Below are 16937 nucleotides of genomic sequence, written 5' to 3' on the forward strand. Positions count from 1 at the left end.
TGAACTATTTAACATCCGTTAATTTGACCCCTATCAACTCTTCTAATAGGTCTTTTGCTTTGAGAAATGTAACTTCCGCAGCAATTTTTGCAGTACTAGATTCAGTTAGCATAGTTCTGGATTGACTATAGGTATCTAAAGTTATTTCAGCTTTCTGAAATTTGTAACGTTGACTTTCGGCAACACCCTTATTGTCTTGAGCAGCTTGCGTCGCGATTTTTAATTGTGCCAAAGACTGAATGTAATCGTAATACCTGGACCTCACTTCGGTCGCTAAGGTCGCTTCAAAATCTTGTTGCTGCAACTGGGCCACTCTATAATCAGATTTTGCTTTTTTAATTAGAAAAGGTTTTTGTAAGAAAGTACCCAAGTTAAGATTAATTCCAAGCTGGAATCCATTTACACTGTAAGGATTAATGGGATCGAGTGCTACTTTGCCTTGTGGTCTGTAGATATAAGACCCATTAAAGAGATCCAAATAGGAAAGTGAGGCCATAGGAATGGCCGTTTTTATGCCTTCCGCCTGCTCTGCCAATATCTTACGCTTTGGTGCATTCTGTTTTGCCAAGGCAATGTACTTTTCTACATCAGCATATTTAACGTCAGGAATGATACTCTCCTGAGCAAAACTCTTCACGGCAAAAAAAGTGAGTAGGAAAAGCGTAAGTTTAAATGCTTTTTTCATTTTTGGGATCCTTTTGTTTAGATTATAACTGTGCAAAGATAATAAAACTAGTTTTAACTACCAGATATAATTTAAATTGAGTTAAGGGACAAAAATTTCACCTCTATTCAAAAAAGTCTAAATCTGCTTCAAAATTGCTTCTAAAATGATTATCCGATTAAATTGGTTCTACAAATAACGGGGTTTCAGAAACCTCAACAGTTACCTTACCGTTTTTTATGTTTACGGTTTTAGCAGTCATTTGGTTTTTGCCGATCTGCAAAGCATAGACGCAAGCCTTACTACGTTTCCCAATATCTAGCTGATAACTAATTAGGCTACCCTTTTGATCAGGTGTCGTCAGAACAAATATTGTTTTGCTTTCCTTTTTGTATACGTCTACAATTGGATTATTGTTAATTGTTCCACAATAATGATAATCTCCAATGAGTTTCTTTGTTTGGAGGAAATAATCTGCCGAAGGTCGGCGGGATCCATCTTGATTTACAAAACCTGAAGAGGAGTATTGAATGGTCGAATTTAAATCAACGTCATCTAACATATAGAAGATAGATTTCTTAATGCCCAACCGAGCATACAGCAAGGCCGTTCTCAAATTCCAATCGGCTTGTGTGGCCTGACTACTTTTTTTGCCAATCGGGATTGCCCGTTGAGGGGTGGCGGGGCCAACATCGTATCCACTTTCAGTCACCCAAACCGGTAAATTATTGGCTTTTTCTTTCGCCATTTTTAAAAACTCCCTAGCAACGGCGGTCAAATTAGACAATTCTGGCGCTACACCTGCTGTTGATTTTCCGCCATTTGCATCGGCGTCGTTGGCATACAAATGATAATTGATCACGTCGAAACATAAGTTTACCTGCCCGTCTGGTTTTAGTCCGCGGTTTTCCCTACACCACTCAATCATCTTTTCGACGAATTTTGGATCTGCAGTACCAAGCCCACCCATTACCACTACCATACTTGGATCGGCAGTTTTCACCCCAACATCCTTCCCTAATTTTCCCTTATCACCATCGTAAAACGCCGACATATTAGCGGCATATTCTTCGGGGCTTTGTTGCGCTTTTGGACCCTTCCACCACTTATCTCTTTCATTGTCGCACTCGATGTATTTAATCAGGGCTAAACCAATTTTTATACGATTCCGCTTATCATCATGCCATCTAATGGCAGTATCTACAGAAAGCAAATTGCTGTCTATGTTTTTATTAGCACCGTATCGGGCAGCCATTTGGAACGCGGCTTTTGCCTGTAATACATAAGACTTTGGTTCTTTCCTATCTAAGCCGAAGGTCGCAGGAACGTTTTCCGCATCTTGCTGATCTTTTGGGTAGGTATCAATCAGCCATCTTGGGCATGTCTTCAGATCTACCAAAACACTAAGCCCTGCTTCCTTCATACGGGCATAAATCTGATCGTAATCGTAACCACCTTCGTGCGTAACACTGAAAGTGTATTTGCCTTTCTTAGGCTCTATTCGCATCCAATCCAAATAATGCCGAATTCCACCAAAACAACTGATGATGCTAAACTTTGCCTCTTCTATTTGATCCGGACTATTGGGTGCAACAAAATCCCATTCAAAAGCATTGACTTCCAGATAATTTTTAAAGGGCACAACGGAAACGTTCGCTTTAACAGTATCTATTAAGAAATTTGGAAGTGGCTGGGTCGACGAAATCCAATGTCTGTTACAAGCCATTGAAGTTAGGCCTATCAATACAAATGCCAATAAGTTTTTCATTCGAGTTGGTGCAATTTAGTCCCTTAAATATCCGGAAAATAGCCCAATTTAAAAAATAAAAAGACTTAAATTTTAACAATTGTGATTGTGGCCTTTGATCATTCACTTTCGCAATTTAATGGATCATTTCCTTTCTCAAAGAAAAAAGGCATCTGTACTGGCGATGCCGCTCAGTAAGCATTAGGCTGACAATAGCGGACTGCTTAAGCCGATCACCTTAGTATATCTTCTATTCTTATGGAGGAAAAAATCACTTGGCTCATTAGAAACACAATTAATTTCTTTAGGAACCATCAAAGAAATTTTGCCCGCTCAAGTTTCTATCCTAATAATCCAAGCTTTTCTTTAAGCTCTACTTCTAAATACTTAATCGTTGGTCTGGCATTAAGCTTTATCCTTTAAGCGTCTAGATTCAGTCCTTTGATCTTAACTTTTAATTTGTGCTTTAATTCTGGCCAACACGTCATTAATGTCAAATGGCTTACTGATGTAATCGTCTGCTAGCGCTTCAACAGCTCTCTGTTCGCTGTTATTTTGTGCAGACATTACGATAATTGGAATGTGTTTGGTAAACATATCTTCCTTCAAATCTCTACAGATTTCCGCTCCATTCCCGTCAGGCAACATGACGTCAAGTAAAAATAAATCTGGCATCGCATCTTGTATGTTCTTTTTTAGATCTGCAAAAGAAGAGGAAAGTTGCATTTCATACCCTTCTTCCTCTAAAAAAATTTCTATCACATTTCTTATGTCTTGATCGTCTTCTAAAATGTGTATTCTTTTCTTTTCCATTGTCAATTTTAAATTTTCAAGCCGTAAATATAGCTTTTATTTTAAACAACGGTTACCTTAACTCCCGCAGTTTCGAGGTGTTTTACAATCTGAGTAGAAACCCCAGCATCTGTAATGATGTGGTCGATCTCTTCGATGCCGCAGATTCTACCAAACCCTTTTCTACCAAATTTACTAGAATCGGCAAGTACGATGGTTCGTTGTGCAGATTTTACCATCTTTTTATTTAGTTGGGCCTCCATAGCGTTCGTCGTAGTCAATCCGAATTCTAAATCTATCCCATCAACACTTAAAAAGAGTTTATTGCAGAAAAAATCTCCCAACATCTGCTCTGCATAACTACCAGTTACACTTGAAGAACTATGTCTTAAAGAGCCGCCCAATTGAATGATTTCGATATTTGAATCTCTTGACAATTCTAGCGCAACATTTAACGCAGGAGTTAGAACCGTTAATTTAGCAAGTGGGGGAATGCTCTTTGCAAAATACATTACGGTAGTTCCGCTGTTGATGACAATGGAATCATTTTCCTTCAAAAGGTTTGCAGCAACCGTTCCAATTTTTTGCTTTTCGGTAGCGCGTAATTTTTCTTTTTCACTAAAGTGTATGTCAACTGTATAAGGATTGCTTTGCGTAGCCCCACCGTGTGTTCTAAATAGAAGACCTTTATTTTCTAGCAGTTGTAGGTCCTTCCTAATGGTTACCGGAGATACCTTAAGTTCATCACACAAATCTACCACCTGGATAAATTGATCGGTTTGCAACCGATCTAAAATAAACTGATGACGTTCGGTTAAATTTTTCATTTTTACTGTAACATTTGTTAATTAACGGGAGAAAACGTCGGTTTACAAATTTTATTCTAACAAAAAAGAGGCCTAAAATTAAGCCTCTTTAAATTATATCGAATAGGCAAATGCTATTTTATTGCATCAACTACTGCCTTAAAAGCGTCTGGATGGTTCATAGCCAAATCAGCCAACACCTTACGGTTTAAACCAATTTCTTTCGAAGTTAGTTTGCCAATGAACTGAGAATACGACAATCCGTGCTGACGTGCACCAGCATTGATCCGTTGAATCCATAAGCTACGAAATTCTCTCTTTTTTACTTTTCTATCACGGTATGCATATTGCAAACCTTTTTCTACTGTGTTTTTAGCAACAGTATAAACCTTACTTCTAGCTCCCCAATAGCCTCTGGCCATTTTAAGGATTTTCTTTCTTCTTCTTCTCGAAGCGACTGCGTTTACCGAACGTGGCATGTGTTTGTTGTTTTTGGTAAGCGGCGTTCCTTTTTTTTTTAGGAAACTTTAATGCCTGATACCTGGTTAAATTAATTAATTACTTTCCGATGCAAAGCATGCGTTTCACATTTCCCAAATCGGCATCAGATACCAGACTGGTTTGACCTAAAGCGCGTTTACGCTTAGTAGTCATTTTAGTTAAAATGTGGCTTTTGTATGCATTCTTTCTTTTGACTTTACCTGTTCCAGTAAGCGAAAAACGCTTTTTTGAACTAGAATTGGTTTTCATTTTTGGCATAACCTGTTTTTATTATATGTATTGTATATGTGTATTTATTTCTTTGAAAGTTTAGGTGCAACGGTTAAAAACATCCGCTTTCCCTCTAACTTAGGCAAAAGCTCTACCTTACCTATGTCTTCTAAGGCTTGCGCAAATTTTAAAAGCAATATTTCTCCCTGTTCTTTATAAACAATGGCCCTACCCTTAAAATGTACATAAGCCCTAACTTTTTCACCATTTTCTAAAAAGCTAACTGCATGTTTTAACTTAAATTGAAAATCATGTTCATTGGTATTAGGCCCAAAACGAATCTCCTTAATTACAGTTTGCTTCGCATTTGATTTTATCTCCTTTTGCTTCTTCTTTTGCTCGTAAATAAACTTGCTGTAATCGATAATCCTACAAACGGGAGGAGCTGCATTCGGGGAAATTTCCACCAAATCTAACTCCTGTTCATCTGCCATGGCCAAAGCTTGTGCAAGTGGATAAATACCCGGTTCTACATTGTCTCCAGCCAAACGCACATCTGGTGCTTTCACATACTGGTTGATGCGGTGCTCTGCTTCTTTCTTCTTAAAAGGTGGACGCGGCCCCCTATTAAATCCTGGTCTTCCTAATGCCAAATTTGTATTGTTTTTTTAATTTTAAATTGTAATTTCTTTCGCAATCATGAGGCTAAAAGCCTCTAAACTCATGCTTCCTAAATCTCCCACACCGTGCTTTCTAACTGAAACCTTTCCTTCTTCCATCTCTTTCTCGCCAATAATTAGCATAAATGGAATCTTTTTAACCTCTGCATCACGGATCTTTCTACCTATTTTTTCGTCACGAAAATCAATCAACCCGCGAATATCGGAATTATTTAGCTCTTCCAAAACTTTTTTGGCATATTCTTCAAATTTTTCTGATATCGGCAGTATTGTAAACTGCTCCGGACTCAACCACAGTGGGAAATTTCCTGCGCAATGTTCAATCAACACCGCAACAAATCTTTCTAGAGATCCAAAAGGAGCTCTGTGGATCATTACAGGCCTATGTTTTAAATTGTCGCTGCCAGTATATTCTAGCTCGAACCTTTCCGGTAGATTGTAATCCACTTGGATGGTTCCCAACTGCCACTTTCTACCAAGTGCATCCTTCACCATGAAATCCAACTTCGGACCATAAAAAGCCGCCTCTCCATATACCACAACGGTATTTAAACCTTTTTCTGCCGCTGCTTCTATAATGGCATTTTCAGACAGTCGCCAGTTTTCGTCAGAACCTATGTACTTATCGCTTTTTGCCTTATCACGAAGAGATATTTGAGCCGTATAATTTTCGAATCCCAACGATTTGAAAACATAAAGTACCAAATCAATCACTTTTTTAAATTCGTCTTTTACTTGATTCGGCATGCAAAACAGGTGGGCATCATCTTGCGTAAAACCTCTAACACGTGTTAAACCGTGCAGTTCTCCACTTTGCTCGTACCTATAAACTGTACCGAATTCTGCAAATCTAACAGGCAAATCTTTGTATGAACGCGGCTTGACTTTATAAATTTCGCAATGGTGCGGACAATTCATTGGCTTAAGAAAGAACTCCTCGCCTTCCTGTGGTGTTTTGATTGGCTGAAAGGAATCCGCTCCATACTTGTCCCAATGGCCAGAGGTAACATACAGGTTTTTATGCCCAATATGTGGTGTAATAACCTGCTCGTAACCAGCTTTTGCTTGAGCCCTAGTTAAAAAATTAACCAAACGCTCTCTCAAAGCCGTACCTTTTGGCAACCATAATGGCAGGCCCATCCCAACCTTTTCTGAAAATGCAAAAAGTTCCAGCTCTTTTCCTAACTTCCTATGATCTCGCTTTTTGGCCTCTTCTAGCATCGCCAGATATTCCGTAAGTTCGCTCGCTTTCGGATACGTTACCCCATAAATTCTGGTCAATTGTTTTTTGGTTTCATCACCTCGCCAGTAAGCACCTGCCACATTCATCAATTTTATGGCCTTAATAAAACCAGTATTGGGGAGGTGTGGCCCACGACATAGATCGGTGAAATCGCCCTGAGTGTAAAAAGTGATTTTTCCGTCTTCTAAACCATCAATCAGGTCCAACTTGTATTCGTCGCCTTTTTCTTTAAAATAAGAAATTGCATCAGCCTTGCTTACTTTTTCTCGTTTAAAAACCTGTTTTTGCTTCGCAAACTCAAGCATTTTATTTTCTATAGCTTTAAAATCCTCTGAAGAAAATTCCCGATCGCCAAAATCTACATCGTAATAAAAACCTGTTTCTATAGCGGGGCCAATACCGAACTGTGTACCAGGGTATAAAGCTTCCAAAGCCTCTGCCATTAAATGTGCAGACGAATGCCAAAAAGTAGTTTTTCCCTCCGAGTCATTCCAAGTCAGCAACTTAACCGCTGCATCTTGATCAATCGATCGAGAAGAATCCCAAACTTCACCATTAACTTCAGCAGCTAATACATTGCGGGCTAAACCCTCAGAAATCGACAATGCAATCTCGTGGGCAGAAACGCCCTGTTCATACTGACGAACTGAGCCATCAGGTAACGTAATATTAATCATCTACAACTATGATTTTGTTCTTAGTAAAAACTTCAAACGGTTAACAAAAAATTTAACTTTCGCCTACAACGCGATTGCTGTAAAGGTAAGAAAAATATAAGGCTTTCAAAAGCTGACTAAAAATCTTGACATACATTATCCTACTGGCGCTACGCCTACTAATTTAAACAGGCGTTAACTTACTCTTTGACTGCCAGGCTTTGGACAAATAACGCTGAAGTCTTTTTGCGCAAAGTCTAGATTAAAAATCCAAAAATTGGCTCGCCTTTAAAGAGATGTTTTGCTTTAGGAGAGTCGAAGTCAAGATAACTTCTGAAATATCAGACATTTCAAACTGGCTTGTAAAAATACCAAAACAATAGGTTTTGTTGTGGTATCCTTGTGGTCTTGTTGTGGTAATACCCCCTTTAACCAAGGCAGAACACAATAAGACCTAAAGGAGGCCTTAAGGAGACCACTACCAGGTCCCTTTTAGCTTATCGAATTACGCCTAAACATCGCCATTAGTTAATTGGGTAAAAACAGGAGATTCATTTTTTATACTTTGAAAAAAGTAGACGTCCGAGTTAGACCAATGCAGCCAAAACTCCTTGGATTTTTCGCTTTTTACATACCCATTTTTTTGTTCAATAAACATTTTTTTCAAATGCGCCAGAACAGGGTAAGCCCGTCATGACTGTCTATAGAATTGCATTTTTAGATAGGTCGACATTTTGGGTGATATGGGCACTAATTTTTATTTCCTACATCAATGTTCTCCCTAATTACTTCCTTGACTAACGATAAAGCTATAACTTCCTGCGGCAACTTGGTAACTGGAAATATTGTTAAGCTTTACACCCTTTAGATACACTTCAGTACTTTGTGCGGGAAAAGTTAAAGTGGCAGAGGAATTTGCAGGAATTGTTATGTTGTAAATAATGTCTTTTCCTTTTCTTTTCCATGCAGAAACTATTTTACCAAACGGACCCTCATGAGTAGCTTCAAAAAAATCTAATTCTTTTACAAAATTCGGCCTCAATAGAATATTTTTAAATCCTGGCTTGGATTCATCTGGGTGAATGCCACCCAAGCCTTTAAAAAACCAAGCTCCTATTTCTCCAAACATCATGTGATTTAAAGAAATATCACGCTCGGCATCTATCTTCCAATTTTCGTAAAGTGTAGTGGCGCCGTTTTTTATCCACCAGCCCCAAGAAGGATACGTATCTTGAGCGGCAAGTTTATAAGCTGTTTCCGCTTGGCCGTTATCGCTCAGCGCATTTAGAATTGCTTTTGTGCCTAACACTCCGACATCTAGGTGCATGTTGTCTGCGGCTACTCTGTCTGCTAAGTTTTTTGCCACGCGCTTTTTATATTGATCTGCTACAATACCCCACTGAAGCGCCATGCTCAATTCTGTTTGCACGCCTTCGCCATAAATAGCAGTTGTGGAGTTAAAATATTTATCATTTATAGCCTTTTTAATTTTACCCGCCAACATGGTATAGTGCTCATAATCTTCTTTGTGATTTAACAGCTTTGCCGTTTTAGCCAAAATTTCTGCATCTACATAGAAATAAATTGAAGAAGTGTATTCTAAAGAAGAGGTAGATTTTACCGGCACCCAATCGCCGCGACCAAAGGTTGTAAGGCCCTCTGGGCTTATTCTATCTACATAATTCACGTAAGACTTAATGTTGCTATAATTATCTGATAACGGTTTACTATCGCCGTAAAAAAGGTATAAATTCCAAGGAATAATGGCAATGGTGCTTGTCCAATCTGTACCATTTGCATGGCCATAACCCCAACCGCCGGTAGGAATAATATCCGGAAGAACTCCATTTGGTTGCTGTTCATCTCTATGATCTGCAAGCCATTTTTCGTAAATGGTAATTCCATCAAAATTATATAATCCGGTTTCTACTGCAAAATGTCCATCGCCTGTCCACCCGTTTTTCTCCCGTTGCGGACAATCCGTAGGATAACCCATTAAGTTAGATAGGTATGAGTTGTTTGTTGCAGTCCACAACTTGTTAATAAGCTGATTTGAAGAATTCAGGGTACCTGCAGCAGGTACATCGCTGTGCATAAAATAGCCGGTAACATCGCTTTTGTTAAGAACTATTGGCTTGCTGCTCGTAATTTCTACGAATTGGAAGCCTTTGTAATTAAACTTAGGCATAAATTCTACTTCTCCTTTTCCATTTAAAGTAACAATATCCGTTTGAAAGGGATCGCCATCATCTTTGGGCCTATAATACACATCAATATTAGAAAGATCTACGTGTCCGTTAGGATACAATCTTTCGCCATGCTTAATACGAACTACGGTGCCGCTCTCGCCTCTTAATTTCACTTTTGTAACGCCCGCGATATTTCTTCCTAGATCAACAACATAATTAGAGTCACTAAACTTTTTGATTGTTTGTGTCGGAATTTCATCCACGTTTCTAATGGGATACATGAGCTGGCTAACAATATTTTGAGCTGGGGATGCCCTCAACCTAGTGTCGCTCCAATCTTTATCATTATACCCGGCACTATTCCATCCTGGCATATCCAATCTACTGTCATAATGTTCGCCGGTATAGATACTGTTCATCACAATAGGACTACTGTGCGTTCTCCAACTGTCATTTGTAGAAACAACCTCCGAAGTTCCATCTTCATAAGTTATTCTAAGATCTAAACAAAATGTTGGACGATTTCGCCATGGTGCGCGATCAAAATCCCATACGGCCAACGACTGCATATTGTACCATCCATTCCCCAACAAAACTCCAATGGCATTTTTGCCTTGCTGCAATTGATGAGTTACATCGTAGGTTACGTAAAGAATTCGCCTATCGAAACGGGTAAACATAGGGTCGAGCCGATGGTTTCCTACTTTTTTACCGTTGATAGAAAGTTCATAGAGCCCGCCAACTGCGATATAGGCTCTTGCGGATTTAACTTTCTTTATCGTATTGAATTCATTGCGAAAATAAGGTGCTTGCTTGGTATCTATACTTCCGCCATCACTTATCCAATTACCAGTCCAGTTTGTCACTTTCATCATTCCGGTTTCAAAACTACTTATGCGACTGTCTTGTAATTTAAGCCCCGCTTTGTTCCATATTTTTACCAACCAGTAATACTTTGTAAAAGGCATTAAGGGTTTTCCGTTAAAATCTACCAGGCTAGTTTCTGCATTTATTTTGCCAGAATCCCATACCTGCCCTTGACCTTTCGCCAATAAAACAGAATCTGTACTTACCAGTAGTTGATAGGCCGTTTGCTTTGCGCCCTCACTTGGATCACTCATTTGCCATGTTAACCTTGGATGAATGTTATCTACGCCCATTGGTATATTCAGATGCTCAGCCTGCAAGTTAATCGCCCTACTTTGCGCGTAAACAGTTAACGAGGTAGTGGCAATAAAAAATATTGATAAAACACTAATAATGAGAAGTTTGCTAGTAATTTTAAAGGAAAAGTTTTTTAACATTATAATTTAAATAAGCTATATAAAAGGATCAAAAGGTTTCAATAAAATCAATTTTGCAATATACAAGAAACATTAAAGCATAAATCACATTTTTAGAATAGGAGTGCAATTAAGCAAGTCATTATTATTTCTGGCTAGATGAGTTGCCGTTAACATTTGAAAATTCAAAAACGATGGAATTACTTTCTGGGGTTAGGCGAAAAACAGTACCGTCATTTGGCTTGGAAAACGATCCTTTTAAGGCTTTTACCTCATATTTCATTCCTTCAAAAACACATTCTAATTGCTTTTTTTCTATTTTCTCAAAAGGCATTTTTGCAGTTTTAGCGGCATTTAAATCGAAGAACCATGGCTCAGTTTTGCTGCCAACCATTGTCATTTTCAATGATTTTTCATCAAGGTTTATTTCCAATGTTCCTTTAACCGTTGTTAAGGGCCAAGAAATATGCATTGATTTAGAATCGGTATTGGTGTAGACAGGTGTCCCACCTTTTAACAATACTTCTTTACCGCCAACAATCGCCTTTAAGCGTAGGCCGGCAATTTCATCTGGCTTGCTCCATATATATCCATCAACCACGGGCAGCGTAAAAAAAGCACATTCGTTTGATGTAGCTACCTTGTCATGATAAGCTGAGGGCAAATTTTCATTGAATAAATGGAGATCTCGAATGCGAAGCGACCCATTTTCCCACAGTAAGTTTATCCTATAGAAACGGCTATTAAACCATGCTGTTTTAAGATTGCTCCCTGCTACATCTTCGTTTACCGTAAAAGATGTAGGCGGTGTAACTTTGTATTTTTTCTTAAACCAAAGCCCAGATTGCTCCATGGTCTCCACGCTGATTTTGTGCTCATCTCGAAGTTTAGCGATAAGCGGCATTTGCAGTTCAAAACCCTTTTTCATTGCGTCCCAGGTAAAGGAATTCTCCTGCCCAGCCTGCGCATAGTTAAATCCAAGCGCTTTGTCTTTGGTAAAAGATTTAAAAAACCAACTTACCCAAGTCGAGTCCCCACCGCCAAATTTATATACCGGTTCTAGCGTGACTACTCCTTGAAGGGTGGTCCCTAATCCATTGTCATACTGCCTTACTGGATCGCTACCTAGCATCCTAAAAATAGGAACAGGAATTTGATTTTTAGCATTTTGAGCTGGCATGTAAGCGTTTATTTTACTAGGATAATAGGCTTGATTCCAATAGCCGCCCCATAACGTATATCCGTCGGTGCCGTACTGATCTTTGCAATTGCTCGAAGCAACAATGTGATACTTCTCATACATATAATTTAGACTGTAACTATCTATGAACCAAGAACCTATTGATTTTGGATAGTAGCCAAATATTTTTTTAAAATCAACCATGTAAATGTCGATTAGCAGTTCCCGCTCCTTTGGCGTATACCCTGTAGAAAACCCGATATTGGCTCTCCAATCCCAAGGATATCGACCACGCCATTTTAGCCCAGCTTTTTCTACCTGCGGCTGGGTTATTTCCCACCAAGCACCAACTTCAAAAGATGGGCGAGGTAAAGCTTTCAATAACTTCTGATACCGGTGATCGATAAGTGCATCATATTGGAGCAGAAACGTACCACCGAGCTTATATTTCTTCATAATGTCCACTTGCTTCACCACAGTTTGATACAATACGTCTTCGGTAATTGCCGAATCGCGAGGTTCCAACAATCGAATAAAATTTACAATATTCACGATCCTTGGACTTTCTGGATCGGCATTTGTCATCGCTGAAACTGTTTGAGGAGCAAAATCTTCAAAGGAAGTTAATGTACAGAAGCAAAGTAGCGCAGCCATTATGCTGTATATTCTGTTTTTGAATTGGACATTCATTTTTAGTGCGAATATTTTTTTTGTCTTGTGCATTATTTTTTTCAAGGAAACCAAGAGTCGTTTTATAGTTGCATCAGCTGTTTCTAGATCGCTATTGACAGTCCACACATCGTAAATGGCAGATTATAAAAATAATGCACTTATAAAGAACAGGCATAATCAATAGTTGATTTATTAAAACTCCGCTAAGAAGTGCATAAAAATATAAATCAAATCTATGCCTCAATAAAGATAAAAATGACTTACTAAGCTAAGAGCTCTTCCTATTTGGTTTTTCAAATCTAAAAAAGTAAAAGTAGCCGCTAACCTGTAGAAAACTGTCATGTACTATCCTGCTTTTCACAAGCGTAGCTTGCTTACAAAAGGTCTGATGAAAAAACTTATCATCAAGGATAATAGCAATCATGTTCAAAAAAAAACGTAATACTTTAAATATCAAACGGTTGAATAGGCGCACACAGACCTCTTTTTTGAAGCGAATGTGGAATTCTAGCCGCGTCTTATGAGGAAATTAGTTTTTCTTAGCATGTTCAATTTTGCAATCATCTGGAATCATCAAGGTGTTAGTGCTCCATTATCCAATTTCTGACTCTTAAATTAAAATCTTCTATTCTTTCCCAATGAAACGCGTGACCGCATCCTTCATACATATAAAGCTCGGCATTTGGGATAGCGTTAGCCACTTCCTCTACCATCCACTGAGGGATAAAAACATCCTCTTTTCCTCCAAGAACGAATACAGGTTGATGGATTTGATGGAGTTTGGCCAGCACATCATGACTTATACAAGCAGCGGCCTGCCCTTCCAAACCGTAAAGTGGTTGAGGATTCACATCTAGTGTGGACTGTTTACGGCTTTTTCCCATTTCAGTAAACATCGAATCCTTATCCCATGAAGACCTTGAATAAATAAGCAACTGTAAAAACAAACTAAATTCTTCAGGCTCAAGCTTAGCTTTACAACTGACCATGTGTTGAAATACGGCTTCGGCGATGTTATTACAACGTGCCCAAGGACACATCAATACCAAAGCGCTTATTTTCTCCGGATGGCGTATAGCTAGTTGCTGCGCAATGGTACTTCCCATAGAACACCCAACAACCCGAACCTTTTCTATTTTAAGTGCATCCAATAAGCCTGCGTAATCATCTGCCATTTGTTCTGTAGAATAAGGTTCGGCAGGTTTGTCTGATCTTCCTACACCTCGATTATCTACAAGTATGCAATTGAAATCCTTTTTCCAACAATCTACATGCTTCTCCCAAACAGATCCGGGCGCTGTAATGCCCATAATCAGCAACAGCGGCCCTCCCGAACCGTGTTCTTCATAATATAAATCAATTCCGTTGGAGTGTATAATTGGCATTCCTAATTTATTTTAATCCCGGTAGTAATACTTTTTGAATCCATTGTCCATCGTGCAGGGTTACAAAATCTGGATCTTCCAGAGCCTCCGCTCCTTCATCTTCGCAAATAATCCAGCCTTTATATGCTCGATCTTTAAGCCATTGAGTTATGGCTAAAAGATCAACTTTACCTCTACCCATCAAAGTAAATTCTGGCTCACCATCCCAATCTTTATAATGCACATGATTGATCATAGATTCATATTCTTTCATTTTTTTTAACGGATCCATCCCTCCATTAATGATGTGACCAACGTCCGGCGTCCAGCCTGTGGCAGCGCTATCTAATGATTCTAATATGACCTGATAGTCCTCTTCTGTGCGTGTGATGGAAGAATCAGGGGAATTTGGGTGAAAGCTACATGGCACTCCCCTTTCCTTCGCTCTTCTGGAAACGCTATTTACTATATTTACCAAACTGCGGCGGCGAGACGTTAAATTATGCCTACCACTGGGTTTTTGAACCGTACAGAGTATCGCTTCGGGAAATCGTTGTAATAAACTGATGGTCTGGTCTGCTTCTTGACGTTCTTTTTCCGTTTCTCCCGTCCCATTCCAGTCCAAGGCCAATGCAATGGCAGCAAGTTCTATCCCTTGCTCTTTTAGTTTTGCCTCTAGGCGGCCGGGATCGCTTAAATCTCCCATCCAAAAATGGATGGGTTGAATTCCAGTAAATTGAGCTTTAGCAATCACCTCGATCATATGCCCTAAGCGCCCTTTATGTGTCAATCCGTCGTTGTTCATAAACCAGGTGTAAACCTCGGCGCCAAAACGAAATGGGAGTTGTACTGTCATATCAAATCATATTTACTCATCAAAAAAAAATCACAGTCCGTGCTTTATGCACATTTGCTTAATAAACTTAAATCCATTTTCTGCGATGTCCCAGGGCTTCGAATATTCCCGCCAAACATTAATGGCATTGGCAAAATCAGGGTCGTTGCGAGAGAATGCTTCAATGGTAAGCCAGCCCTTATACTCGATTTTAGCAAGTGCTGAAAAAGTTTCATCCCAGTGTACATGTCCATCTCCGGGTGTTCCCCTATCGTTTTCACTGATGTGCACATGAGCGAGGACAGGAGCCACTTTAATGATGGCATCTCTATTTGTTTTCTCCTCAATGTTAGCGTGATGCGTATCGAACATCGCTTTCACATTGGGATGGGAGGCGCTGTTTATAAGGCCAGTCAACTGATCCATGGTATTGCATAAATAACATTCAAAGCGATTAAGCGCTTCCAGAGCCAAGGTAACATCTGCGCTTGCCGCATAATCGCCCGCAGCATGCAATACCTCTGCACTCCAACCATATTCCTGTATTTGCGGAGACTGTTTGGAAAACGTCGCATGAGCCGAATGAAATGGACCGCAAATTATTTTGGCATTCATATCACTTGCGCGGTCGATTGCCCATTTAATCCGGTCAAGTGCTTTAGCCCTAATGGCAGATGAACTGCTGATTGGATTTGTATCCTTATCTAATACAAATACAGTCGTTACTTCCAATCCCAAATCCTTTGCATGATTGCCAAATCGCAAGTAGGCATTTTTATCTTCTGACCCTATTAAACACTCTACGCCATCATAGCCAGTCTCTTTCAATCTTTCTACAATGGGCATCAACTTGTCTGATACGACTGCCGACCATGCCAATACATTAAATCCTATTTTATTCATTTTAATTGTTAAAAAACCAGGTTGCCAATCAATTAAGCATCTAATATATACTCCTAAAGAATAATCCCTGACGCTAAGCAATTTAGTAGCACGTTTTCAAAGCGGTTTTTATTGGCTCAAAACATAATCTGCCGGGGTTTGGTCCTTCTTAAATTTCCCATATCCAAACATGGAGGGATGGTATTCGCCTACAATTTCCACATTGCTCTTTTCGGGGATTTGTTGTTCCATTCCTGTAGCCCAATAACAAGCATTGACCAGCAGCCTTCGAAGGTCTTCACTCAAAAAATCTACGGAAGCGCCCATGGTGGTGTTAAATATACGTGATGTACTGCCATTTTCATTTCTATGGTATTTGATCCACGCCACGGGCATAACCGATTTTTTAAACCTTAAAGGCGACTCTGGAGTAAGTCCAACTGAAGACTGTCCGTATAGTAAAACCCTCGCATCGTCTGTAAGACCTCGAATGGCGTACACATCCGTTGGCCCCCAAACATCTTTAACCCCTCGTAAAATAGGGTCTTTTTCCATGAGGCCATTAATTAAGCCTCTGGTCCCTTCTTCCCCATGGCTGCCATGATGAGCCACCCATGTCTCACCTAATATTTGACGGCCGAATCCATCTTCCCATCCTTTTACCCTACTGTCGAAACTATATTTCGCATATGGGCTTTTTTTGTTCCGAGTGTAATAAAATGCGTGAGTTGCAGTTCTCAATCCTATCACAGGCTTACCAGAGTTAATGTAAGCGTCAATGTATTTCATATCTTTATCAGGCAGCTCTCTAAACCGAGTAAAAATTACTAGTAAGTCGGCAGTTTTTAAATTCTCTAAGCCAGGAATATTAACCTGGTTGTCTGGGTCTATTTTACCCGTCTTTGGATTTATTGAAAAAAGTACGGTGCATTTAAATCCATGACGTTCAGCTAGTATTTTGGCAAGCATCGGTAATGCTTCCTCTGAGCGATATTCCTCATCGCCACTTAGAAAAACAATGTGTTTTCCATTTCCTACGCCCACTTTCCCCTCGTAAACAACCCATTGTTTTCCGCTCTGAGCGGTGGCAACTTCGACACTTGTTATCATCAAAAGACTAACCAACAAGATTTTAATAGGTGTGTTTTTCATTTATTTATGCAAATTTATTTCAGGCCAATCAATTTTGGCATTTCATTAAATAAAATACTATCGCAACAATTTCCCGTTATT

General features: G+C 39.4%; 14 protein-coding genes. All 14 read right to left on the minus strand.

Going from position 1 to position 16937, the window contains the following annotated elements; genetic code table 11:
- Positions 1 to 4: 4 nt before the first annotated feature.
- Positions 5 to 685, minus strand: a complete 681-nt coding sequence (locus ACVWYG_RS01020; RefSeq protein WP_457268264.1) for a TolC family protein — start codon at positions 683 to 685, stop codon at positions 5 to 7.
- 157 nt (positions 686 to 842) lie between these two features.
- Positions 843 to 2432 carry a beta-galactosidase gene (locus ACVWYG_RS01025; protein WP_457268265.1) on the minus strand — a complete coding sequence of 530 codons (1590 nt, stop codon included), beginning with the start codon at positions 2430 to 2432 and terminating at the stop codon, positions 843 to 845.
- A 426-nt stretch (positions 2433 to 2858) separates the two neighbouring features.
- Positions 2859 to 3224, minus strand: a complete 366-nt coding sequence (locus ACVWYG_RS01030) for a response regulator transcription factor (protein WP_457268266.1) — start codon at positions 3222 to 3224, stop codon at positions 2859 to 2861.
- 41 nt (positions 3225 to 3265) lie between these two features.
- The gene (locus ACVWYG_RS01035) at positions 3266 to 4030 is read right to left on the minus strand and encodes a DeoR/GlpR family DNA-binding transcription regulator (RefSeq protein ID WP_457268267.1); all 765 of its coding nucleotides are present in this window, start codon (positions 4028 to 4030) and stop codon (positions 3266 to 3268) included.
- 113 nt (positions 4031 to 4143) lie between these two features.
- Complete coding sequence (gene rplT / locus ACVWYG_RS01040) at positions 4144 to 4488, minus strand: 50S ribosomal protein L20 (RefSeq protein ID WP_457268268.1); 345 nt, start codon at positions 4486 to 4488, stop codon at positions 4144 to 4146.
- Between the two features lie 79 nt (positions 4489 to 4567).
- Complete coding sequence (gene rpmI / locus ACVWYG_RS01045) at positions 4568 to 4768, minus strand: 50S ribosomal protein L35 (RefSeq protein WP_457268269.1); 201 nt, start codon at positions 4766 to 4768, stop codon at positions 4568 to 4570.
- Positions 4769 to 4803: 35 nt separating this feature from the next.
- Positions 4804 to 5373 (minus strand): translation initiation factor IF-3, encoded by a 570-nt coding sequence (gene infC, locus ACVWYG_RS01050; protein ID WP_457268270.1) that lies wholly within the window; start codon positions 5371 to 5373, stop codon positions 4804 to 4806.
- A gap of 21 nt (positions 5374 to 5394) precedes the next feature.
- Positions 5395 to 7320, minus strand: coding sequence for a threonine--tRNA ligase (gene thrS, locus ACVWYG_RS01055; protein WP_457268271.1), 1926 nt, complete (start codon positions 7318 to 7320; stop codon positions 5395 to 5397).
- 760 nt (positions 7321 to 8080) lie between these two features.
- Entirely contained in the window at positions 8081 to 10792 is a 2712-nt protein-coding gene (locus ACVWYG_RS01060; protein WP_457268272.1) for a family 78 glycoside hydrolase catalytic domain, read from the minus strand.
- Between the two features lie 124 nt (positions 10793 to 10916).
- Positions 10917 to 12641, minus strand: a complete 1725-nt coding sequence (locus ACVWYG_RS01065) for a hypothetical protein (RefSeq protein WP_457268273.1) — start codon at positions 12639 to 12641, stop codon at positions 10917 to 10919.
- Positions 12642 to 13204: 563 nt separating this feature from the next.
- Positions 13205 to 14008 (minus strand): alpha/beta fold hydrolase, encoded by an 804-nt coding sequence (locus tag ACVWYG_RS01070; RefSeq protein ID WP_457268274.1) that lies wholly within the window; start codon positions 14006 to 14008, stop codon positions 13205 to 13207.
- A 7-nt stretch (positions 14009 to 14015) separates the two neighbouring features.
- Positions 14016 to 14843 carry a sugar phosphate isomerase/epimerase family protein gene (locus tag ACVWYG_RS01075; protein WP_457268275.1) on the minus strand — a complete coding sequence of 276 codons (828 nt, stop codon included), beginning with the start codon at positions 14841 to 14843 and terminating at the stop codon, positions 14016 to 14018.
- A 30-nt stretch (positions 14844 to 14873) separates the two neighbouring features.
- Positions 14874 to 15725 (minus strand): sugar phosphate isomerase/epimerase family protein, encoded by an 852-nt coding sequence (locus ACVWYG_RS01080; protein WP_457268276.1) that lies wholly within the window; start codon positions 15723 to 15725, stop codon positions 14874 to 14876.
- 108 nt (positions 15726 to 15833) lie between these two features.
- Entirely contained in the window at positions 15834 to 16856 is a 1023-nt protein-coding gene (locus ACVWYG_RS01085; protein ID WP_457268277.1) for a ThuA domain-containing protein, read from the minus strand.
- Positions 16857 to 16937: the final 81 nt, after the last annotated feature.

The sequence above is a fragment of the Pedobacter sp. UYEF25 genome (assembly GCF_054061655.1).